General features: G+C 43.0%; 22 protein-coding genes and 1 pseudogene. 9 read left to right on the top strand and 14 right to left on the bottom strand.

Features of this window, described 5'->3' with window-relative positions; genetic code table 11:
• Positions 1 to 10: 10 nt before the first annotated feature.
• The 4 genes from FC15_RS01465 to FC15_RS01450 form a co-directional block, all read right to left on the bottom strand.
• Entirely contained in the window at positions 11 to 535 is a 525-nt protein-coding gene (locus FC15_RS01465) for a GNAT family N-acetyltransferase (protein WP_057823222.1), read from the bottom strand.
• A complete protein-coding gene (tsaE, locus tag FC15_RS01460; protein ID WP_057823219.1) occupies positions 525 to 1,001 on the bottom strand; it encodes a tRNA (adenosine(37)-N6)-threonylcarbamoyltransferase complex ATPase subunit type 1 TsaE in 477 nt (158 codons plus the stop codon). The genes FC15_RS01465 and tsaE overlap by 11 nt, the downstream gene beginning before the upstream one ends.
• Before the next feature lie 12 nt (positions 1,002 to 1,013).
• On the bottom strand, positions 1,014 to 1,997 hold the full coding sequence (pta, locus tag FC15_RS01455) for a phosphate acetyltransferase (protein ID WP_057823216.1): 984 nt from the start codon (positions 1,995 to 1,997) through the stop codon (positions 1,014 to 1,016).
• A gap of 206 nt (positions 1,998 to 2,203) precedes the next feature.
• The gene (locus tag FC15_RS01450; RefSeq protein ID WP_057823214.1) at positions 2,204 to 2,893 is read right to left on the bottom strand and encodes a uracil-DNA glycosylase; all 690 of its coding nucleotides are present in this window, start codon (positions 2,891 to 2,893) and stop codon (positions 2,204 to 2,206) included.
• 74 nt (positions 2,894 to 2,967) lie between these two features.
• Between FC15_RS01450 and FC15_RS01445 the strand changes: the two genes are divergently transcribed.
• The gene (locus tag FC15_RS01445; protein ID WP_057823212.1) at positions 2,968 to 3,834 is read left to right on the top strand and encodes a Cof-type HAD-IIB family hydrolase; all 867 of its coding nucleotides are present in this window, start codon (positions 2,968 to 2,970) and stop codon (positions 3,832 to 3,834) included.
• A gap of 24 nt (positions 3,835 to 3,858) precedes the next feature.
• The gene (locus FC15_RS01440; RefSeq protein WP_057823209.1) at positions 3,859 to 4,383 is read left to right on the top strand and encodes a hypothetical protein; all 525 of its coding nucleotides are present in this window, start codon (positions 3,859 to 3,861) and stop codon (positions 4,381 to 4,383) included.
• A 157-nt stretch (positions 4,384 to 4,540) separates the two neighbouring features.
• Here the strand turns inward: FC15_RS01440 and FC15_RS01435 are convergent, their stop codons facing one another.
• The gene (locus FC15_RS01435) at positions 4,541 to 5,194 is read right to left on the bottom strand and encodes a hypothetical protein (protein WP_057823206.1); all 654 of its coding nucleotides are present in this window, start codon (positions 5,192 to 5,194) and stop codon (positions 4,541 to 4,543) included.
• A gap of 272 nt (positions 5,195 to 5,466) precedes the next feature.
• Here FC15_RS01435 and FC15_RS09220 point away from each other — a divergent pair, with 272 nt between their 5' ends.
• On the top strand, positions 5,467 to 5,706 hold the full coding sequence (locus FC15_RS09220; protein WP_057823205.1) for a helix-turn-helix domain-containing protein: 240 nt from the start codon (positions 5,467 to 5,469) through the stop codon (positions 5,704 to 5,706).
• Positions 5,693 to 6,169, top strand: a complete 477-nt coding sequence (locus tag FC15_RS01425) for an Rgg family transcriptional regulator (RefSeq protein WP_057823203.1) — start codon at positions 5,693 to 5,695, stop codon at positions 6,167 to 6,169. The genes FC15_RS09220 and FC15_RS01425 overlap by 14 nt, the downstream gene beginning before the upstream one ends.
• A 300-nt stretch (positions 6,170 to 6,469) precedes the next feature.
• Here FC15_RS01425 and FC15_RS01420 read toward each other — a convergent pair whose 3' ends face one another.
• Both FC15_RS01420 and FC15_RS01415 read right to left on the bottom strand, forming a co-directional pair.
• Entirely contained in the window at positions 6,470 to 7,036 is a 567-nt protein-coding gene (locus tag FC15_RS01420; RefSeq protein WP_057823201.1) for a GNAT family N-acetyltransferase, read from the bottom strand.
• 205 nt (positions 7,037 to 7,241) lie between these two features.
• Positions 7,242 to 7,748, bottom strand: a complete 507-nt coding sequence (locus FC15_RS01415) for a hypothetical protein (protein WP_057823199.1) — start codon at positions 7,746 to 7,748, stop codon at positions 7,242 to 7,244.
• 253 nt (positions 7,749 to 8,001) lie between these two features.
• Between FC15_RS01415 and FC15_RS01410 the strand changes: the two genes are divergently transcribed.
• From FC15_RS01410 to FC15_RS01395, 4 genes are read left to right on the top strand one after another with little or no spacing between them, the layout of a single operon-like run.
• Positions 8,002 to 9,063 (top strand): ABC transporter ATP-binding protein, encoded by a 1,062-nt coding sequence (locus FC15_RS01410; protein WP_057823196.1) that lies wholly within the window; start codon positions 8,002 to 8,004, stop codon positions 9,061 to 9,063.
• Positions 9,053 to 9,946, top strand: coding sequence for a carbohydrate ABC transporter permease (locus FC15_RS01405; protein WP_057823194.1), 894 nt, complete (start codon positions 9,053 to 9,055; stop codon positions 9,944 to 9,946). Before FC15_RS01410 ends, FC15_RS01405 begins: the two co-directional genes overlap by 11 nt.
• A gap of 15 nt (positions 9,947 to 9,961) precedes the next feature.
• Positions 9,962 to 10,783, top strand: a complete 822-nt coding sequence (locus tag FC15_RS01400; RefSeq protein ID WP_057823192.1) for a carbohydrate ABC transporter permease — start codon at positions 9,962 to 9,964, stop codon at positions 10,781 to 10,783.
• A gap of 8 nt (positions 10,784 to 10,791) precedes the next feature.
• Positions 10,792 to 12,087 (top strand): ABC transporter substrate-binding protein, encoded by a 1,296-nt coding sequence (locus tag FC15_RS01395; protein WP_057823190.1) that lies wholly within the window; start codon positions 10,792 to 10,794, stop codon positions 12,085 to 12,087.
• A gap of 265 nt (positions 12,088 to 12,352) precedes the next feature.
• Here FC15_RS01395 and FC15_RS01390 read toward each other — a convergent pair whose 3' ends face one another.
• Positions 12,353 to 13,798, bottom strand: coding sequence for an APC family permease (locus tag FC15_RS01390; RefSeq protein WP_057823188.1), 1,446 nt, complete (start codon positions 13,796 to 13,798; stop codon positions 12,353 to 12,355).
• A gap of 416 nt (positions 13,799 to 14,214) precedes the next feature.
• Here FC15_RS01390 and FC15_RS01385 point away from each other — a divergent pair, with 416 nt between their 5' ends.
• Entirely contained in the window at positions 14,215 to 16,299 is a 2,085-nt protein-coding gene (locus FC15_RS01385) for an Orn/Lys/Arg family decarboxylase (RefSeq protein WP_371861344.1), read from the top strand.
• A 107-nt stretch (positions 16,300 to 16,406) separates the two neighbouring features.
• Here FC15_RS01385 and FC15_RS01380 read toward each other — a convergent pair whose 3' ends face one another.
• From FC15_RS01380 to FC15_RS09290, 6 genes and pseudogenes are all read right to left on the bottom strand, one after another.
• The gene (locus FC15_RS01380) at positions 16,407 to 17,666 is read right to left on the bottom strand and encodes a methionine gamma-lyase family protein (protein WP_057823186.1); all 1,260 of its coding nucleotides are present in this window, start codon (positions 17,664 to 17,666) and stop codon (positions 16,407 to 16,409) included.
• A 193-nt stretch (positions 17,667 to 17,859) separates the two neighbouring features.
• A complete protein-coding gene (locus FC15_RS09085; RefSeq protein ID WP_157051234.1) occupies positions 17,860 to 18,000 on the bottom strand; it encodes a hypothetical protein in 141 nt (46 codons plus the stop codon).
• A gap of 150 nt (positions 18,001 to 18,150) precedes the next feature.
• Positions 18,151 to 18,873 (bottom strand): MFS transporter, encoded by a 723-nt coding sequence (locus tag FC15_RS01370; protein WP_057823182.1) that lies wholly within the window; start codon positions 18,871 to 18,873, stop codon positions 18,151 to 18,153.
• 350 nt (positions 18,874 to 19,223) lie between these two features.
• Positions 19,224 to 19,490: a hypothetical protein gene (locus FC15_RS01365; protein ID WP_057823179.1), complete on the bottom strand. Its 267-nt coding sequence runs from the start codon at positions 19,488 to 19,490 to the stop codon at positions 19,224 to 19,226.
• A 109-nt stretch (positions 19,491 to 19,599) separates the two neighbouring features.
• Positions 19,600 to 21,120: a non-ribosomal peptide synthetase gene (locus FC15_RS09390; protein WP_057823177.1), complete on the bottom strand. Its 1,521-nt coding sequence runs from the start codon at positions 21,118 to 21,120 to the stop codon at positions 19,600 to 19,602.
• Positions 21,111 to 22,032 (bottom strand): annotated as a pseudogene (locus FC15_RS09290) (AMP-binding protein). The gene FC15_RS09390 and the pseudogene FC15_RS09290 overlap by 10 nt, the downstream one beginning before the upstream one ends.
• Positions 22,033 to 22,109: the final 77 nt, after the last annotated feature.

The raw sequence follows: 22,109 nt of genomic DNA, 5'->3' as shown, positions 1-22,109 counted from the left end.
CCGCGTCTCATCAAAAGAGCCTTGCCATGAGTAACGTACTGATTAATTGTCCGTCTTTGCGACGAAAACTATCAGGTAGTTCACCTTCAGTTTTAAAATCGAAGTGCTCATACAGTTTTTGAGCCACTTTATTCCTTTTCTGAACATAAAGCTCGACGCGTTTTAATTGGGATTCCTCAACGACCCAATCGAGCCCTGCCGTCATTAATGCCTGGCCAAGGCCTTGATGCCTAAACTTTTCTGACACAATAATGCCTAACTCGCCCACATGACCGCGTTGATAACTTTGCTCCGCGGCAATCCGCAAATAACCGACTAAGTCTTGATCAGCAAATGCTAACAGCAAGAGATTATTATCGGATTCGTAAATCGTTGCAATTTCTTCTGCCAAGATATGTGGTGAAATTGCCGCATCAAAATCATCAGTCACCAGAAAATCACAAGGCAACACTTCTTGACGCCAAAATTCGAGTAATTGCGCAGCATCCGTAGGAATAGCTTCACGCAAGGTAACTTCAATCTCTTCAGGATTCATCGACTAAATGCTCCTTAAGGGCCCTTAACAGCTCAGTTGGTCGTTGTCCAAACGCAGTCAACTTAAATCGTCGGCCGTCATCCGATTCACCCGTTCGTTTGATTTCGATTCGCAAATACTGTTCCGGAATGACGTCTTGACCAAATTCTGGCCATTCAACGATTGACACACCGTTACCCTCAAAATATTCTTCGAGCCCAAGGTCCTCTGCTGAACTGTGTTCTAATCGATAGAGATCCATATGAAAGAGTGGCAACCGACCATCTCGATATTCTCGAATAATCGTAAACGTGGGGCTCTTAATCGCTCGTTTAACGCCTAGAGCTTGTGCCAAGCCTCGTGTAAATGTCGTTTTACCGGCGCCTAAATCACCCTCTAGAAGAATCAGATCCCCCGGCAATAACAACGGTGCTAATTGTTGACCAATTGATTCCGTTTCTGTCGCACTTTTTGTTTGAAATTCCAATGATTTGCCTCTTTACAGTAAAGATTGTGCCGCCGTGATGATAGCGAGCTTGTATACATCTTCCTCATTTGCTCCGCGAGAAAGATCTGATACGGGTTGATTCAAGCCTTGCAAAATTGGTCCGATGGCTTCGAAGTTGCCAAAACGTTGCGCAATTTTGTAACCAATATTACCTGATTGAAGTTCTGGGAAAACATAAACCGTTGCCTTACCAGCGACCTTCGATCCAGGTGCCTTTTGTGCTGCAACCGAAGGGACGTAGGAAGCATCAAATTGTAATTCACCATCAATTGGATATTGAGGTGCCAATTTCTGCGCGATAGCAGTTGCCTCTGCAACCTTATCGACTTGAGGTGACTTTGCAGAGCCTTTAGTTGAGAAACTCAATAAGGAAACTCTTGGCTCAATATCAAATAATTCAGCAGTCTTGGCTGACTCAACGGCAATCTCTGCCAATTCTTGGGCACTAGGATCAATGTTGATTGCACAATCAGAGAAGAGGTAACGCTCACTGCCATGGCCACGTTGCATCACAAAAGCGCCAGAAGTTCGAGAAACGCCTGGTTTCGTCTTAATGATCTGTAAAGCAGGACGTACCGTTTCACCGGTTGAATGGATGATACCAGAAACCATACCATCGACAACACCAAGATAAACCAACATCGTGCCAAAGTAATTCGGATCACGCAAAATCTCGCGTGCCTGTTCTTCAGTCGCCTTCCCTTTGCGCCGTTCGACAAACGATGCCACCATCACATCGAAGTCGGCAGTTGGATAGGCCTCTGGATCGATCACTTGCAAGCTTTCAACGTGGAAGCCATTCGCTTTCGCAACTTTTTCAACTTCGGACTGCACACCCAGCAAAATAGGTTCTAAAACATGGTCAGCCTTCAAACGAACAGCTGCACCAATGATCCGTGGTTCTGCACCTTCTGGGAAAACGATCTTGATGTTTTTACCGTCAATTTTTTCTTCGAGACTCTTGAATAAATCCATTATTATTCCTCCGTTAGAAAGCGCTTTTTATACTATTCTAGCGCGTTTAGGTTGATTGTACCAGACTTATTTATGAACTTTGTGCACCGTGAGACACAACCACGATCAAGGTTGGCTGAGTGACAAGGTTCCCATCTAAATTTTGATTTTAGCGGAAGCAATCGAACAAATCAAATTTCGACACCCCACTAAATTGGAACACGAGATTAGACTTCAGCCTCAGGTGTCTCTGGCAATTGCCAATTGATTGGTTGCTCTCCAAACGCAATCAACGCTTGATTAGCTTGCGAAAAAGGGCGCGACCCAAAAAAGCCTCGCGATGCAGATAACGGGCTCGGATGCACAGATGTGATGACTTTGTTCTTCGTTTCATCAATGAACTCGCGTTTAGCCTTGGCTGCATTGCCCCATAAAATAAAGACCACGCCTCCTCGTTGAGCGAGTGCCTTAATGGCAGCATCCGTCAATAATTCCCAGCCGTGATTGCGATGTGAATAAGCTTGGTGTGCGCGAACCGTTAACACCGAGTTGAGTAATAAAACACCTTGATCTGCCCACGACTTCAGATAGCCGTGTTTGACCGGCGTGGCACCGACGTCTGTTTGGAGTTCCTTATAGATATTGCGTAGTGACGGTGGTAAATCATTGCCTGGCAACACCGAGAAACTCAACCCATGTGCCTGATGAGGTTCATGATACGGGTCTTGCCCCAAGATGACCACCTTAGTCTCTGCGAAACTCGTCCACTCAAACGCTTGAAAAATATGATACATATCGGGATAGATGGTCTGACTGGCATACTCTTGCTTTAAAAATTGATGCAATCGTGCATATTCTGGTGACTCAAAAACGGAAGAAAGAACTTGCTCCCAGTCATTATGAATCAATTGATTCATTTTTATCACACCTTTTTTTACTTTGTTCACTCTCATATGCTACACTAAAATTAACTATTAAAGAAGGTGATTTTTTGATTTCGATTATTGCGTCAGATATGGATGGCACGTTGCTTAACGACAAGATGTCGATTTCTGCCAAGAATGTTGCTGCGATTCAAAAAGCACAAGAGGCAGGCATTGAATTCATGGTCGCGACAGGCCGCGGCTTGAGTGAAGCTCAACCGATTTTGAAACAGGTAGGCTTGAATCCTGCTTACATCACCTTGAACGGTGCGCAGGTCTTCAATATCGAAGGACAGGTTGTTGTGAACGAGCCCATTGCGCGAACCACCGCAGCCCACCTCGTGAAGGAATTGCGAGACGCTGATTTCTACTTTGAATTAGTGACCGACCACGGTGTTTATTCGGAAAGTAAAGTCCGTCGAATTCAAAACGTTGCCGACTTATTGGTCAACCTCAATCCAGATACAACATATAAAATTGCCGTTGCCTTAGCTGCGGCTCGTCTGGAAATCATGAATATCAATTACATTGATAACTATGACCGCATTCTTGAAGATGACAACTATCGTGTGATGAAAATCCTAGTCTTCTCTGAGAATGGTCCAGATGCCTTCATGTCAATTCGCAACCAGTATCAATCCAGTGATGAAATTGTCATCACCTCCTCTTCACCAAACAATATTGAAATTAATAGTATTCGTGCGCAAAAGGGGCTCGCTTTAATTGACTATGCTGCACAAAAGGGCGTCCCTAAAGAAGAAGTTATGGCAATTGGTGATAATCTGAATGACTTTTCGATGATCAGCGCAGCAGGCGTTGGCGTCGCGATGGGTAACGCAATTCCAGCGATTAAAGAAATTGCCACCTTCACAACCGCCACTAATTTAGATGATGGCGTTGCAAAGGCAATTCAATGGGCACTTTCTCAACGTTAACTGATTGGGTGGTGAAGTGGGTCAATGATAACTTATTATTTGTTGAATCAGAATCAAAGTGGCATCAAGAGTCAGTTTGTTTTCAATAAAGATTATGAGCCCCAATTCCTTCTGACCGGACGCTTCAGCTTTGGTCAAGGCACCCTCAATCTATTGACGATTACCGGCGACTATCTCGGTCGTATTTCGCTCACTAAAAGCAACTTCGTTCAAGTCTATCAATTGGAACTTGATCATGAGCCGATTGGCCAGATCCGTAAGTTGACCGGTGTCTGGCACCAGTTTGCCTACGTTTCCAATCTGAATTGGACCGTGATGGGCACAATTGGCTCTAACACCTATCAAACGACACACGGATTGCGAACTATCTTTAATGCCGAACCAACACTCTTCAGAAAAAAGCTCGACGGTCTACAACTCACGATTCAAAACGAGACAGATATTTTGCCTAGCTTGTTGGTTGCCGCAACTTTAAATCAGTGGTCTTTGAATAATCAAACCAAGGTGAATTTTCGTTTTAACCGGCTAACTAATTTTGTACCAGATTAAGTGTGACTTGATCATCACATTGAAACACAGAACCCATCTTCGATTCGAGATAGTGACTCGATCGAAGATGGGTTCTGTTTTTGTTTATGATTTTGAATAACATTACATTATTCATGACGTTGCATCATTGATTGTTCGTTCATCGATCAGCGCGAGACTAGTTGCGACTCAATTCAGCTTTGATTGCCGTCGCTTCGCGTGCATCATCTGAAACATTTTCAGGCATGGCAAGATGATTTGACGCTCTCCCAATCACCTCGCCAATAATCATGAAGGCAAACCAGATTAAGATATCATAATCAATGTGAAAAACCATCGGTAAATTGATTAGGCCTTGACTAGCCGAATGAACGATGGCTGGAAGCAAAATTGTGATTGAGAGCGATAAAATCAGTCCGACCACGCCTGCCTTCTTTAACAAATGGGCACTATGTGATGTGAAGATCTGATGATGCTGAATGCGCCTTAAAACGATCAACGTGATGATTACCGCAATCACCACCGGAAGTTCTAGCGCCGCATAAATCAGCGACAAATTGATTGCCAACCCATTAATCAGGGACGATCCAAGTATCACCGGAACCAATACGTTCAATGAAAAAGGAATGGTCGTCTGAACTGATTGTATCTGCCCACTTTGAATAAACGTTCCTAGAAGCACGTTGTGATATTCGCGATCGCCGCTTACAATCGTTTCAATTGTCGCTTGTCCATTGACAATCTTGACCAACGACATGATGATGAAGAACAAGATTGCAACCAGCATCAGTTGAAAAGCAATCATCACAAGGTCAAACTTTTTGACTTTCATCGAAACACCCTCTTCTGTAGATGATTGATCAACTCTGAGATCTATTGATATGGGACGTGCGCAACCGTGTCTGTATCCCCCCTCGAGAAATAACTAAATATGATTCAGGACACGACGCGCCGATACCCCATTTCATGGTAATATAGATATTGTAATTAAATACACGAAAGTCCAACTTTGATTTTTTTACGCTATCCTCCTTCAGTAATTAGTATAGCGCTTACAAACAAACGATGACGTTTCGTAAAATTAAATTGACGAGGTGTTTCAAAATGCCAACTATGGGAGAAGTTTTTCATCACTATCGCGTCCAAAGAAACCTGTCGTTAACTGATGTGGCGGATCACATTGTCACCAAGCAAGCTGTTTCATCTTTTGAACGCGATCAGTCAACGATGAATTCCGCTGCCCTAGTTGCCATGCTGGCACGAATGCATGTTAGTGTCCAAGAATTCTGCCATGATTACGCCTATGATGGCTCCTATCAGCAACTACTGCTTGAGTTTAACTAAAGCTCAGCGTAACCGTGATGCTGCACGTCTACAAACGCTCCTCGACGAAATTCCGACCCAATATGCGCAACTCGATCAATTGACGCGACGTCAATTACATACAATTGGTCAAGTGATGCTCGCCAATTTAAGGCACACGCAGATTCCGACAGAACTACACGATGAAGTTTTGCGTTTTCTCCTTAAGAACAGCAATTGGACCTTATATGATGTACAACTATTTACGTTAACCGTCGATTTATTCAGTAAAGCTGACCTTATTTTTATGACCAAATATGTTCAGAAGCATTTAGATCGTCTTAATCAGTATCCGCAGATTGTGGTCAACGCAACAATCAGACTCGCCTTCGAAATTGTGCATCGCCTATTCAATTTACAAGCTTATTCTATCATTCCGCAATATTTGGCATTCATTAAAGTTCATCGCGACTCCCACGATGCCCTCGCTCACCTCATTATTTAGTATGATCAGGCTTTAAATGCTTTCTTAATGGGGCAAGCTCCTGATTTGTCGAATTGTCATCAGATCATCACACTTTTTCGAACAATCGACATGACAGAATTGGCAATGGATCTCGCCACCGATTTGCAACAACGATGTCGAATCTAATTCTAGTCATTTCACCTCATCAAAAAAACGAAATCCACCTTCAAATCGTGTCTAACCTCGACTTGAAGGTGGATTTCGTTTTATCTTAATGAATTGATGGATTGAATACATCGATTCAGCTTGAATCGGTAGATCGAACCAATCTCAATTCTGCTAGATGGCACGCACCAAATGTTCATAGTGATGAGCGCCAATCATAATCTCGCCAACGTGCTCAAAGCCATGATGGAGATACAATTGTTTCGCCTTAGGATTACCAAAATCAACATTCAAGCTAATTTTGGTCTCACCTTTGGGTTGTAAATACGTCGGCAAATAATCAAGCAACTGACCGCCGATCCCCTGCCCTTGCGCATCAGGTGCAACGGCAAGTGAATCCAAGTACCACTCCTTGGCCCACGCTTCTTGATCATGGAAAAGTTGGGTATCTTCTGGCAAGTGCTTTTCCTTCAAATAAGGCTTTAACCCATCATCAATGGTTACTTCAGCACTGGCGGGGTACCCCACACAAATCCCTTGAACACGATCCTGATCATCAGCATACACTAACGTCTGCAGGTAGCCATAACGATAAGTATCGCTGGCAAACGCCGCAATTAACAAATCGGCAATTTGATCAGCACCATACGTCTTGATGGCATCTAACTCCATATCATTTAAAATCTGCATCAGGATTGGAATAACTTCCGGTGCATCTTCTTTTCTTGCAGGACGGATCATCTTTTCACCTCCAAACATTCATGAGTCTATTATAACAAACCGAGTCAAAAACCGCCCAATGAATCATGTTGATTTCGATAATTCACACGCTCCCTTTCGATGAATATTTAGGGCTAAGAAAGCGTCAACATCGATAACTTCATCATACCGGGTTAGGCTGCCTACACAACTCACAGATACTGGGTTCTGTCCAATTTTATGACACTTAATCTAGTTTGGACAAAAGCTGATCAAAGGTCGTTAGGCGCGCACAAATCTCATCCGCATCCTCTTGGAAATTACTCGCCAACCAAAATTGAACTTCTGCAACGAGTGCGCCACATAGCAATTGAAGTTGCGCGGGTTGATAATTCGTTTGATTGCCAGTGACGAGCGCATTGACGAGTTGTTGACGCACCATCGCTAAACTAAGCGCATTTCCAGCAAGCGCGTAAACATTACGCGTTAACATTTGGTGATTTGCGACGTAACCTAAGATAAACACTGTTGATTGCCGCCAATCCATCTGCTCTTTCGTCAATGGTTGAATCAATTCATGATCAACTGTATAAACTAGTGCATCTTCAATCCCGCCATTAAAATGATAATACAGCGTTGACCGTGAGATATTGACCGAATTCAAGAGCTGGGTAGCCGTATAATGCGAACGTTCGCAAATAGACAAATCATTCTTCAGCGCGTTCATAATACAAATCTTCGTTAACTGTGTCATGCTAACACAACCTCCTAAGCTGTATCTGAATAAATTTATACACAAAATAAGACCACAAACTAATTTGATTCAGCATTCAATCCTCATCCCAATTAATAAACAATAATGTTTCCGAACAATTAGAAAAAAATATCCGTCAAAAAAAACGCTTTTCCGTCAAAACCGGTCAAGACATTGAACACAAAATGTTGTATGATATTTCTAGACTAAGTAGTTATATTGTGGTCGAAAACCGATAAAAGGGGCGAAACTGTTGGAAGTTACTTTCAAAGATGTCTCACTTTCCTATGATGGTTCGCGTGAGATTTTACATCGTTTGAATTTTACAATTCCTGAAGGGACACTGGTTTCCATTCTGGGGCCAAGTGGTTGTGGTAAATCGACAACATTAATGATGATTTCTGGTTTACTTGCACCAACCTCAGGACACATTTTCTTTGGTGATGAAGATGTCACCAAACAAGATGCACTGCAAAGAAAAGTCGGGATGGTTTTTCAAAACTACGCCCTCTACCCACACCTTAAAGTGTTGGACAACATCATGTTTCCTCTGAAGATGGCGAAGGTGCCTAAAGCTGAGCGTCGTGAAAAAGCCATTAAGTTGGCAAAACTCGTTCATGTCGATGATCAATTAGATAAGAAACCCGGTTCCTTATCTGGTGGACAGCAACAGCGTGTCGCTATTGCACGTGCATTGGCTAAAGAACCAAGTCTGCTGTTACTTGATGAGCCTTTGTCGAACTTGGATGCCCGTTTACGAATCGAAATGCGTCAGGAAATACGCCGCATTCAACAAGAAACTGGCGTCACAACCATCTTTGTCACCCACGATCAGGATGAGGCTTTACACATTTCCGACCACATCATGGTTCTAAATAGTGGCAAGATCCAACAGTTTAGCTCCGCTGAAACACTTTACGATAATCCAAGCAATCTCTTCATTGCTCAATTTATCGGCGAACCGGTCATCAACACCATCGATATTGAAGATTTCGATGATGAGTTGACTGACCATGTTGATGCTGAAATTCTGAAACGAGCTAAAAAAGTTGGTATTCGTCCCGAGGCCTTACAAGACCACGATACAGGCGCAGATACCTTAGCAACCATCACCACCAAAGTCAAAACCTTTGAAAAATTCGGTCGTGAAAAGAACGCGCTACTCGACTTCCATGGCAAACGACTATTAACGACTGAGATTGAGGCAGAACTCGCCGAAGGTCAGGAATTACCACTCTACTTACAAAAATCTGGTTTCTATCTCTTTGATCAAGAAGGTACGCGCATATTCGGTGGTGATCAAGATGTTGAATGAAAAACCGACATTGAAATCAACAGGTAAAGCCTTACTTTACCTGCTACCTATGTTAATTATCACGATCACCTTCAATATCTATCCGATTCTGAAGTCATTCATTATGAGTTTTTATACGAAATACGATTTCTTTCGTGATATTGTTTCGCAGTATGGCTTCGACAATTTTAAATTTTTGTTCTCAGATCCAGACTTCCACATTGCCGTCAAAAACACCTTGATCTTCGTTATCGGGGTTGTCCCTTTGACCGTCATTATCTCATTAGCGATTGCCTTGCTCTTGAATCGGATCACATGGCTCTCTGGCCTCTTCCGAACTGTTTATTTCTTGCCTTTCGTCACGAGTACGGTCGCAATCGCACAAGTTTGGCACTGGATTTATAACGGTGATTATGGTTTGCTGAATTATTTCTTGAGTTTCTTCGGTGTCAATGCCATTTCTTGGCTGGAAAGCCCACACTATGCCATGCTCGCCCTGATCATCATGAGCGTTTGGAAGAACTTGGGATTCAACATCGTGCTCTTCCTTGTTGGACTCAACAATATCAATGAACGCTACTATCAGGCGGCTAAAATCGACGGTGCAAATACTTGGCATCAATTCACCAATGTGACAGTGCCACTGCTCTCACCAATTACTTTCTTGGTGAGTGTCAATGGTGTGATTGGTAGTTTCAAAGTCTTCGATGAAATCTTCGCCCTGTTCAATGGCACACCTGGTCCAAGCAAGTCAGCGCTGACCATCGTTTATTATTTGTATCAAAAATTCTATACAGAATGGAAATACGGGATTGCTGCTGCCAGTGGTGTCGTGTTGTTCTTCATGATTTTGCTGGTTACCGTGTTCCAACTCTGGTACAGCAAACGTCATGTCCATTATTAGGAGGTGTCACAAATAATGAAACGAAAAACCGCAATTATTTTGCGCTACGTCATCTTAGTACTTGGCGCGATCATTATGCTGATGCCTTTCTTATGGATGCTTTCAACTTCATTGAAGACACAGCCTGAAACAGTCAAAATTCCACCAATCTGGATTCCGAAACATCTGATGTTCAGCAACTACGTTAACGCTTTGAAAGAAGCCCCATTTTTGCGGTACTTCATCAACAGTGTCTTCGTGACGACAGTTACCACCGCTGGACAACTTTTAACTAGTATTCTCGCTGCTTTCGCATTTTCCCGCCTGAATTTCTATGGCAAAAACATTCTCTTCGTTATCTTTCTTGGCACCATGATGGTTCCCGGCGAGATGTTAATCATTCCAAATTTCGTCACGCTTTCACAACTCCATCTGGTCAATACTTATGGTGCCTTGATTATTCCTTGGTTGGCAAGTTTCTTCACCGTTTTCACCTTGCGGCAGACTTTCCAATCCGTCCCTGATCAAATTTATTATGCGGCTAAAATTGATGGCGCCAGCGATTGGCATTACCTCTGGCATGTCTTGGTGCCCATCTCTAAATCAACCATTACGGCTGTCACCGTATTGCAAGTGATCGGTTCATGGAACGCATTTATGTGGCCACTGATCGTCACCAATACTGAGAATCTACGAACATTGCCAGTTGGATTGCAGGCCTTCACTTCTGATGCCGGCACTAACTATGCACTGCTCATGGCAGCATCGACGTTCGTCATTATCCCTATGGTAATTCTGTACGTGTTCCTTCAAAAGTACATTATTGCAGGCATCTCAAAAACAGGACTGAAAGGATAGATAGATCAATGAAAAAAAGAAGTTGGCAACGGGCATTGTTAACAGTTGCTTCATTAGGTTTAGCCTTGACATTAGCTGCTTGTGGAAATTCCTCAGGTGATTCTAAAGCGAAGTCAGACGAACCAGTTAAGATCAGTTTTTGGAACGGGATGAATGGCCCTTACCAAAAAGCTTTGAAGAAAATTATCAATGATTTCAACAGTTCACAATCAAAATATAAGGTCGTCAGCACGGCACAAGGTGACTATACCGCATTACAGCAGAAAATCATGGCTGCCGCAAAGTCAAATAGTCTTCCTGTTATTTCGCAGACAACTTATACCACTGTTCCTGACTACAGCAAAAATAATCTGATTGAACCTTTAGACAACTACATGCTTAAAGGCAGTAACAAATTATCCAGCGCTGACTTAAAAGATATTTATCCTTCATTCCTCAGCAGTTCAAAGTATCAAGGCAAGTATTACTCAGTACCTTTCAGTAAATCTGTTCGAGTGCTGTATTACAACCAAGATATCTTGGACAAATATAACTTGAAAAAGCCAACGACCTGGGAAGATATTGCTAAAGATGGCGAAGTTCTTAAAGCACACGGCATCTATGGCATGGGCTTCGACAAGTCTTGGGACATGGAATTCGAAGGCTTGGCTCGCCAAGCTGGCAATCCTTTGATCACCAAGGCGCCTAAAGCAAATCTTGACGCCGCACCTACACTCGAAGCTGCTAACTTCATCATGGATATGATCAAGAATAAGACAGCCAAGACGGCCGGTGAAGATTTCTACTGGACACAAGCCTTCACCCAAGGTAAGTCAGCATTCTATGCTGGTTCATCTGCTGGTGTTACTCAGATGGTCGCACAAGCCCCTAAATCCCTTCACTGGGGAACAATGCCATTACCAAGCTATAATGGTAAAAAAGCCACTGAAATTGCCGGCAACGACATTGTCATGTTTAAGAGTGCAAGCGCAGAACAGAAAAAAGGCGCTTGGGCATTCATGAAATACTTAATGTCTGCCAAAGAAACTGCTAAGTGGGCAAAATCAACAGGTTACGTGCCATTACGTAAGTCTGCAACTGAAACCACTGACTTCAAGAAATATTTGACAGACAACCCTTATAACAAAGCTGCCGTTGATTCACTTGATGATGGTTTCCAATCAAATGCCTTCCTTGGCTTCTCTGAATATCGGACGAAGTTGTTAGAGACTGTTGATGCGATGTTGACAAAGAACGAACCTGTCAAGAAAGCCTTAACATCATTGCAGACAACAACTGAGAAGATTATCAAAGATAACAAATAATCATCACAGCTAGCCTCATCGATCAAATAACACTAACACTATAAAAGAACATAATTTTGAGATGCCTTAAAGGGTGAGAACAGTCAACTGTCCTCACCCTTTTAAATACCCTCTTTGATTGAATTATCCCGTGAGCTTTTGGAAAATAAACGTCGCATTTAAACCCACCCATATTCAAAAAAAGCCTCTAGTCTTGGAAAAATCCAATGGCTAGAGGCTTTGATCGTCACTTGCACTCATTGCTAAGAACAGCCCTCATAATGAGCTATGACAATGAGTGATGATGCTTGAGTTCGAATCTTGCGAGTAACGGCATCACGAAACCGAGACCAAATAAGACGATAACTGACACGACATTCATCAATAATTGGTGGTCAAACGCAGCACTGCCAAAGACAGCTTCTTGGGGCATGAAGCCCATCGTTGCGCAGACAAAGGTGAACAAGAAACACCAGCCACCAACGAACAACGCACCCTTTTTATTTTTGATGAAAACGTATGAAGATTCAAACTTGTCTTGTTGCAATCGTAAACTTAGAAAGGCGAAGAAGACCCAACACGTCTTGTATGGCGAAACAATACCGTTCAGATTGAGTAACCAGTTGAAGACCGAATTAATATTCGGCAAGGTGCTACTCATCAATAAGAGGAATAAGCAAAGGCTGGCCGTGAAGATATAGCTGTGGATCGGCCGACCTTGTTTGTTCTTCTGCAGTAGCCATTTTGGCATGTACTGAATTGCGGTATCGGCCGAAAGAACCCGACTAGAGGCATCAATCAGAACTGCCAACTGAGCTAACATAAAGATCAGCTGTGTCCCAGCAAACATATACATGAACAATTTGCCGACACCCCACTGCTCGCCTAACATCTGAAAGGCGTAATAGGCACCGTTCATTTTTAAATCATCGGGTAAGTGGTTGGCATTGAAGAAGACACCGAGTGATAAGGAACCGAAGATGACCAAGAAACCAGTCATTAAGGCTAACATCCACATTGCCTTTGGAAATTGCTTCTTTGGATTACGCAACTGACCAATGTAGGTCGCCCCTAATTCGGCACCTGACGTGGCAAAAATCAGCAGTCCAGTCGTCGAGAAATAATGTATTGAGAAATGTGGCTTAAATGCGGCCAAGTTGAATGGCTGTGTCGCGATTGGGAATCCCTTTGCAACACCAGCTGCAGCCATGAAGACGAACAGGACACCCATCAAGAACATTGCGGCGCCACCGATCAACGACATGACTTCGAGCGAACGGCTAAATAAGTTTTCAAGAATAATGAAGACGAGAATCACGGCGAAGGTCAGGATACCGAACCATTCATTCGACATATGCTTGTCAAGGGTGTTATTACCGAGAATCAACCATGAGAAGGCAACGATGACCGAATTCGAGACATCGATCAAATAAGGCAATGTGCTGGACCAATACATCCAACTTGTCCAGTAACCCAAGGTATCACCAGAAGTATGGCGCACCCATGTCGCCAAACCGCCACCTTCATGCGTGAAGGTCGTCCCAATTTGCGCCGAGATCAAGGCGTAGGGAATAATATAAGCGAGTAACAAGAAAATCCACGAGAAAACAACCGATAGCCCTTGATTTTGAAATGGATACAGAATATTTTCAAAACCAATTACGGTCACAAAAACTAATAAGCCTAAGACTGGCCAGGCCATATACTTAGGTTGGGTATTTAAATCATCCATGAAAAAGAAACCTCCATCAAATCTCAAAACGAGTCTAAAATTTACAATTTTTCTCCGATGTTATCCAAATTAATGGGACTAAGAGAAATTATTTATCTGTTCATATAGACGGTTCTGACCTGACCTGGTTCTTTATTCCGAAATGGACGCACAACTAACCACCCTAACTATAATGATATTCGATGTCAGACTGCGATTACTTAATTCCGTCTATTTTAACCCATTGTGAAGTTGATCGACTTCACATAGCGGTCAATGTTAGCAAGTACGCCCATCAGTTTAACCGATGAACGCGAATTAAGTTGTCGTCGCCCGTATTGCATAAGTTTCATTTTATCTTATAATGAAATGAATGTATAGATGATTGATAAAATTTCATCATAATTTTTGATGATTTTCTGAAAGGAATGAGTCCACTGTTACTTCAACTTGGTATGACTTCAACGCTGTTCACGCAATTAAATGAACAGGTGTTCACTGTGATTCATGATCAACCAATTGCGGCATTCAACGCCTTAGTGATTGAGGCGCAAGACCACGAGCTCCAAACACGTATTCAGGCCAGCCATCTGCCGGTTCCTACCTTTGTCATCGGCGGTGATGCCGTTCAAGCACCTTGGCAGTCGCTGCAACTTCAGCAAGGTCGTTTGACGAAAGCTGACCTTGCTAAAATTCAGGCAGCCGCTGAAAAATATGAGCATGAACAAATTCCAGAATTTTTAAACGACTTACTTGATTTTAGTCATCGTAATCCTACCAGCTTCGCCACACCCGGGCACCACGCCGGTGAGTATGACGAACTCGCACCGGCCGGCTATTTATTCAAGCAAGCCTATGGTCAAACTTTCTTTAGCAGCGATACCAGTGATGTGGTCACTGAACTTGGTGATATGTTAACGCATGGTGGCACGCCGCTTTCTGCCGAGCAAGCTGCCGCAAAAATCTGGCACGCCGATAAGACTTACTTTGTCACTAACGGCACGACAGGCAGTAATAATATATGCGCGAGTGCCATACTCAGTCCTGGTGACCTCGTCCTCTTCGATCGTAACAACCACAAGTCCCTCTACAATGGGGCGCTCGTTCTTAATGGCGCGATTCCCATCTATTTAGACACACTTCGCAACGATCTCGGCTTGATTGGCCCCATCAACCTCAATGACATCACTGAAGAAAACTTACGCCAGTGGATCGCCAAAGTCGCTCCAGAAAAAGCTAACGATGCCCGCCCATTCCGAATGGCGGTGATGGAGCTCGAAACTTTCGATGGGTTGGTTCCAGATGTGGCCACGCTCTTGAAAAAATTCGGTCATTTAACGGATTATATGCTTTTCGACGCGGCTTGGGGTGGCTACGAACCTTTTAGTCCGTTAACCAAAGCAATGGATCCCCTACAGTTGACCTTGACGCCAGAAGATCCCGGCATTCTTGTGACACAATCCGTCCATAAGCAACAATCTGGGCTCGCTCAGACCTCCCAGATTCACAAAAAGGATGCTCACATCAAGGGACAAGCACGTTACGTCACGCACGCACGCTTCAATCATGCCTATTTAAAGCACGTCACGACTAGTTATTCTTATCCTGTTTATGCCTCACTTGCCGTTAATGTCGCCTTGAATCAAGGTCGTTTTGGGCAAGCCATCTGGCAAGACGCGTTGGCAGCATCGATTCGTTTCCGTCAACAAGTCCAATCTTTACAATTATTTGACACGTTTAACTCGCCGGACTTGCTGAAACATTCAATGTCTGAGATCACCACTGATCCAGCACTGTGGTCCTTAACTCCCAATGCAGATTGGCACAGCTTCCCTGATTTACTCCCAGATCAAGCTTATCTCGATCCATTCAAGGTTACAGTCACACTACCTAAGACTCACGAGCGCGGTATCTGTGGTTGGGTGGTCGATCGGTACCTTCTTGATCACGGCATCGTTCCGGAAAAAGCAGATCCAAACTCCCTCTTATTCTTGGTAACACCTGGTTCGAATGATCAAGATTGGCATCGACTTTTCCAAGTCTTACAAGATTTCGAGAGCGATTACTCACAAAACAAACGTGTCGTTGATGTCTTACCTAAACTCGTTGCAGAAACTGGTGAACGTTATCGCGATTTAACGCTACCCGAATTATGCCAAGAAATTTCCGATTTCTTCGTGGATCACCAGTTAGTTGCTAATCAACGCGCCTTGTTCACTGGCTCGCGTCAGCGTGAAACGCGTTTGACACCCGCACAAGCAGACCTTGCTTTTGTCAAAGGACAAGATGAAATCGTTCCGTTAGTTGATGCCATTGGTCGAATTGCGGTTGAAGGCGCGTTGCCTTACCCTCCAGGGATCTTTGTTGTTGTTCCCGGTGAAACTTGGCATTCAACCGCGATCAGCTATTTTGAGACCCTCTTTTCCGCGATCAAGCAATTTCCAGGATTCACACCAGAAATTCAAGGCGTTTCAGCGGATGAAAATGGCACGCCAGTCGTACACGTCATTGCCAAAAAATAAGATGACCCACAAATTGTTAACCAAACAAAAAGCACTTCAACTGAAATCAAAATCAGTGAAGTGCTTTTTCGATTAGTACCAATTGCATTGTGACTCAAGCTTGAGATTTATTTTTGACGATAAAACGTGTACTGTGCGGCTTGGATGATTCCTAACTTCACGTGGGCGTATGTTAAGCCACCTTGCATATAAATCGTGTATGGTGGACGAATTGGGCCATCACCGGAAAATTCGACCGTTGAACCTGCAACGAATGTTCCACCGGCCATGATGACTTCATCCTCGTAACCCGCCATCTTTTCAGGAATCGGTTCGACAAATGAATCCACTGGTGAGGCCATTTGAATTGCTTGCGCGAAGTGAACCATGTCTTCTTTATTCCCGAAGTTAACCTTCTGAATCAAATCCGTTCTCGGTGCGTCCCATTTAGGTGCGACGTCCAAACCAAGTTCTTCCAGGAGTGCTGCTTCAAAAATCGCACCCTTGATTGCATTACCCGTGGTTTGTGGTGAGATGAAGAAACCCTCAAACATATCCATCAATGCGCCATATGTGGCACCTTCTTCGCCACCAATACCAGGAACAGTGAAACGATAGCTGACCCGTTCGATCAAGTCTTTGCGACCAACAATGTAGCCACCAGTTTTTGCAAGGCCACCGCCGGCATTCTTGAATAATGAGCCGGCCATGATATCGGCACCAACTTGCAGCGGTTCGATTGTCTCCGAAAACTCGCCATAAGCATTGTCAACGAAGATCCAGACATCCGGGCGAACTGAGCGAACAACGTCACACATTTCCTTAATTTTGCTAATCGTGAACGAATCACGAGTGGCATAACCGCATGAACGTTGAATGGCAACTACCTTGGTCTTTTCAGTAATCTTAGCCTTCACACCTTCAAAGTCAACCGAACCATCCGCTAATAGTGGCACAAAGTCAACCCCGATGCCGTATTCGGTCGGACTACCAATGCCGTTCCCTGCAAGACCCAGGACCTCTTGCAACGTATCGTATGGTTCACCGGTGATGTATAAAATATCATCGCCAGGACGGACGAGGCCTAATAATGCCGTTCCAATTGCGTGCGTTCCTGAGACAAATTGTGGCCGAACGAGTGCATCCTCGCCACCCAGCACATCGGCGTAAATCTCTTCGAGGACATCGCGCCCTTCGTCATTATGGCCGTAACCCGTTGATCCATACAAATGATTCTCGGCAACATTGTGACGCTGAAATGACTTTAGGACCTTATCTTGATTTTCTAAAATTTGTTCGTCCAATTCGGCGAGGCGTGGCGCGATTTTTGCATCGACTTTTTCAACGACCTTCACCAAACTTGGCTCAATACCATCTTTCCAACTCATCATGTGACCCCTTTGATCATATTTTGATTTCACAAATAAAAACTACCTTCTCAGTATACTCAAGAATGCTTAGAAGGACAAATCAAGGTGGGCAAATGATTTCTGACAGCTTGGCATTCATTCAGACTTGCAATAACTGTTAATGCTGAACCTCGCGAGTCAGTTTAAACTAGTGATTGGTTTCATTTGAGTGCTACTCCTTGTTCGTTGCTCGCAACCTGCTGCCGATCAAATAGATTAATGAAATGATGATGATGCCGCCACCAATCACATAGAAAATCGTCACAGACTTCACCTTCATAATCTGAGAGAAGAGCCATGTTCCCAGTGGCATTAGAAAGATAGCTGATGTGAAAATAGAACTAAAAACTCGTCCAATATAAGCATCATACAAATGTAAAGAGTTTAATGTTAAAAATTGATAGACAAGCATTAAAAGCCATGATTGGAGACGACAAAACGATTAAATTCGTCGAAACAAGACCTAATAAAGGCAACATGAATAAAAAACGCCAGAAAGTAATAACCACAAACTAATATCCCCGACCGACTTAAGTTTCTTTGCCCATTTACTGATCCCTGCGCCTAAAATACCTCCGATTGTTTCAGCAATCAAAAACGTTGCGTAGGCTTTTCCGTTTGAAAAATGGAAAAAGGAATCGGCAAATGGCAGCGACAAGTTATATCCAGCCAAGAAAATATTCGTCAATGAAGACAGGATGACCAAGGATAAAACGTGGCCATCCGAAAAAAGGTAGGTCCAGCCCTCAAGAATACTTCTAAGAATTGATTTCTTTTTGGCTTCTTTGTATGACAGTTGATTAAATGGCTTGAGACCAAGATTGATCACACCGCTTAGGAGATAAGAACAGCCGTTGATAATTAAAGAGCCGCGAATACCTACTTGGTTGACAACGACCAAGGCAATTGCCGGACCTGCAACTCGTGCAACTTGACCGAAAACTTCAACTAAGCTATTGAAAGAGATCAGATTATCTTTTCTGACCAAATGTTTTATCAACGATTTGGTTGCTGGGGATGAGCATCCATAGAGTATGGTCATCATCAAGTTAACAATATAGATCGCAATAATTAAACTTTTCTGCAAGACCAAGAATGATAATCCCAAGCACATCAAGCCATTGATAAAATCGGCTAAGATAACTAATTTTTTAGGGTTGTGCCGATCTGAGATTGCACCCCCCAAAAGTATTGGCGATAACACCTAAAAAGTTTTCTGAGCCTTGATATAACGCCATGAGCGCGACACTCTGAGTGCTATGACTAATCAAGAAACGACTATTGGCATAATCAAAAATGATCGACCCTAGCTTAGATATCATTGTCGCAATGATGACCCTACCCTGATTTTCCTTTTCATTCTTCATTTGCATCACCTATTAGCGCTTGCTTACCATCAGAAATATCTCTATTCGTGAAGATATATAATTGATCTCGATTGGCAATAGCGGTGATATAAATTCGGGAATCTATGGTATTCAATTTACTTTGCATCTCAAAGACGTTCTGCTTGAATGATTCTAACTCTTCATCGTTTTACAGGCCCAGATAATTAACGACCGTGAGATCGGACCCATGTGCAATTTTCTTAATCTCGAGCACTGTTTGATCATGCTGCAAGGACTCGTCTTCAATCAATGATGAATGGCGAAACATCTTCTTCGCAAACAGATCAACGAACGAATCTGCCTCTTGCTTGAATTCTGAAAATGTCGCATGACGATGATAGACGAAAAAAATACTCACATGCAGATCACCAATGGTCTCTCGAAAAGAATAATGAGGAATTTTTCGTAAATTCACAATATTTCTGACAGCCACCTGAGCATCAGGCAATTTCTCAAGTAGCTGTTGGCCAATCACAAAGGAAATGTATTGACTGGTCAGAACGCTATCTTGATTGTTGATGCCATCAATCTTGAAGCCCCCTAGTTGCTGGAAGTGAGTTCAAAAACGCCTTTTTATGACCGATTTCACTCGCAGCAAGTTGTTGAATATATCGACTATTTCTGATAGCCCCGATATCTTGGTTGTTTGCTCGGACCAACGCGCAATAATCTTCATAGACTGGCGATTCGCCAATCGTTCGTTTGTTGAGGATATCGCCGAGCTTAATCTTGATCAGAGAAATGCTCGCGGCATCTGCTATCGTGTAATCGAGTAGACCAACCAACCGAATTCCATTCTGATGCTTGATGATAATAAATGTCGCTAGAAAACCACCTTGATATCTAGCATAGAACAATTCCTGAGCATAATTGTCATAGACGAAATCAATGAAATGATCATCAATTTGAGCCATCGTTAAGGTTGGGAAAGTATGATTCGAATCGATCTCGTATTCCTCGAAAACCAAGCCATCTGCGCTGCTGGATATTTTCGCATGTAGAATTGAGTTCAACCTGATCAACTTAATCAAGGCGTCATTGACCGTTTCAATCTCGAGATTACCGATCTCATATTGAAAATTAATCGTGCTCGACAAACGGCCTTGATAATAAAACTTTTGAAGATAGATTGCTGGAAATTTTCTCAACAGCTGTTCCTCTTGATCATATAACCGCTTCTTCACTTGGGTAGTCAACGAAATAATATTTTCGTAGTCGCGACTCAAATCTTGAGTTCCCTGCGCCGGCTGCTCTGAATGTTGTAAATGACTGAGATAGGCCGCGATTTTCTTCGGTGTCCGCAAATCATAGATTGCATCTGCCTTCAGTTCAATCGCAAATTCGTTTTCAATCTTCGTCAGTAACACAAATGTATCTAAAGAATCGCCGCCTAATGCAAAGAAATCATCATTCTCGTGCAACTCGATTTGAAATCTGTCTTGCAAACATTCGCTCATCATTTGTAAGATGATCTGCCCAATTGACGGCGATACAGAAGCCGGTTCGATCCTCGCCTGAGATTCCAAATCACGTGTCGTTGTCGTTTCATGGATCTCGTTGATCATGGCTTTGCGATCAATCTTGTTGCTCGCGTTGAATCTAAACTCAGCGACAAAATAAATCTTGTTAGGAATCATATATCTCGGCAATTTACGTTTCAATTGACCAATCACCGTTTCGGCTGTTAGATTGGGATCGTTACGTTTAATAATTGCGGTGAATATTTGATCGTTCATGACAACAATCCCCTCGTCAACCCCAATCAGATCTGTCAGCTTGGCCTCTATTTCGCCTAACTCGACTCTAATGCCATTGATCTGCACTTGTTGATCATTTCTGCCATGATAATAGAACAATCCATTGTGCTCACTGACGAGATCTCCCGTTCGGTAATAGCGCTTACCCTCACGTTCAAAAAAAGACTTCTCATTTGCTGCTTGATTATTGATATAACCATGCGAAATACCCGCGCCATAAAGGAGTAACTCGCCGATTCCTCGTCCATCTGGCGCGTCAATGACTGCACCAAAATCCTCTAAACACAATCCTCTAAACACTGTCCGATTGGAATACTTGAATCGTAAACTGCACCGGGCATCAATTCATGAACAGTGGCATAGACGGTTGCTTCTGTTGGCCCATAAAGATTGAGCAAACGATAATGATGCCCGTTCTCACGCCACTCATCAAAAATCTTCTTATCAAATACTTCACCTGCAAGCATGACGCAGTCCAGATTCCGATTCAATTGTGCCATTTGATCTTTTGAGTAGACCCGGAAAAAGTTCTTGAATCCTGACGGGGAAAACGTTAAATGTGTCACACCAAACCGCTGGATCATTTCAGGAAATTTTTTAAACGCGTCAAAATCGGTAAGATTGCAAACAACTATTGAAGCACCAAAAAAAAGCATAAATCTCGGTCACCGAAACATCGAACGTGAACGGTGTACTGAATCCAACCACACTGTTTCGGGTATAGCGACCTATCTTTCTTAAATTTCGTAGAATATACTGCAAATTGCCATAGGTAACTGAACAGCCTTTGGGCGTACCAGTGCTCCCTGACGTATAAAGGATATAAACTTCTTCAGATGGGCGATACTGATGCCACCGCTCGTCACCAGACAGATTAGCATCGGAATAGTCATCGATTAAAACGGTTTGCAACTCTGAAAATTCTCGATGATCAGAGATGACGATTGTTGACCCGCATTCCATCGCAATTCTCTTAATTTCAGTTTCACCGTATTCTTTTCTCAAAGGGACATAACTGTGACCGGTTTTTAGAACAGCTAAAATCGCGACAATAATTTTGTAAGAGTGCGTTAAAGACAACAAAATACGTTGTTTCTCCGAACCCGCTAATTGCTCGATTCTAGCTGCAAGATAATTAACAAGTTGATCGACTTCAACAAACGAGTATTGTTTATCCTCTGTTGAAATAATCGTAGCCATTGACCTTTCATGAACATTAGCCATGAACGTCCCATAAATATCTAATCGTGTTGAATTAGCCATTTTGTTCATCTCAC

Origin of the sequence: Lapidilactobacillus concavus DSM 17758 (assembly GCF_001435835.1) — a bacterium.
GTDB lineage: Bacteria > Bacillota > Bacilli > Lactobacillales > Lactobacillaceae > Lapidilactobacillus > Lapidilactobacillus concavus.
The sequence above is the reverse complement of the archived record's forward strand: the minus strand, read 5'-3'. Positions and strand labels throughout refer to the sequence as shown.

What these genes read in the sequence shown, in the direction of transcription:
- FC15_RS01465 (WP_057823222.1), bottom strand. Translation starts at nt 535, where the DNA reads ATGAATCCTGAAGAGATTGAAGTTACCTTGCGTGAAGCTATTCCTACG.
- pta (WP_057823216.1), bottom strand. Translation starts at nt 1,997, where the DNA reads ATGGATTTATTCAAGAGTCTCGAAGAAAAAATTGACGGTAAAAACATC.
- FC15_RS01450 (WP_057823214.1), bottom strand. Translation starts at nt 2,893, where the DNA reads ATGAATCAATTGATTCATAATGACTGGGAGCAAGTTCTTTCTTCCGTT.
- FC15_RS01440 (WP_057823209.1), top strand. Translation starts at nt 3,859, where the DNA reads ATGATAACTTATTATTTGTTGAATCAGAATCAAAGTGGCATCAAGAGT.
- FC15_RS01435 (WP_057823206.1), bottom strand. Translation starts at nt 5,194, where the DNA reads ATGAAAGTCAAAAAGTTTGACCTTGTGATGATTGCTTTTCAACTGATG.
- FC15_RS09220 (WP_057823205.1), top strand. Translation starts at nt 5,467, where the DNA reads ATGCCAACTATGGGAGAAGTTTTTCATCACTATCGCGTCCAAAGAAAC.
- FC15_RS01420 (WP_057823201.1), bottom strand. Translation starts at nt 7,036, where the DNA reads ATGATCCGTCCTGCAAGAAAAGAAGATGCACCGGAAGTTATTCCAATC.
- FC15_RS01415 (WP_057823199.1), bottom strand. Translation starts at nt 7,748, where the DNA reads ATGACACAGTTAACGAAGATTTGTATTATGAACGCGCTGAAGAATGAT.
- FC15_RS01405 (WP_057823194.1), top strand. Translation starts at nt 9,053, where the DNA reads ATGTTGAATGAAAAACCGACATTGAAATCAACAGGTAAAGCCTTACTT.
- FC15_RS01400 (WP_057823192.1), top strand. Translation starts at nt 9,962, where the DNA reads ATGAAACGAAAAACCGCAATTATTTTGCGCTACGTCATCTTAGTACTT.
- FC15_RS01395 (WP_057823190.1), top strand. Translation starts at nt 10,792, where the DNA reads ATGAAAAAAAGAAGTTGGCAACGGGCATTGTTAACAGTTGCTTCATTA.
- FC15_RS01390 (WP_057823188.1), bottom strand. Translation starts at nt 13,798, where the DNA reads ATGGATGATTTAAATACCCAACCTAAGTATATGGCCTGGCCAGTCTTA.
- FC15_RS01380 (WP_057823186.1), bottom strand. Translation starts at nt 17,666, where the DNA reads ATGAGTTGGAAAGATGGTATTGAGCCAAGTTTGGTGAAGGTCGTTGAA.
- FC15_RS09085 (WP_157051234.1), bottom strand. Translation starts at nt 18,000, where the DNA reads ATGCCACTGGGAACATGGCTCTTCTCTCAGATTATGAAGGTGAAGTCT.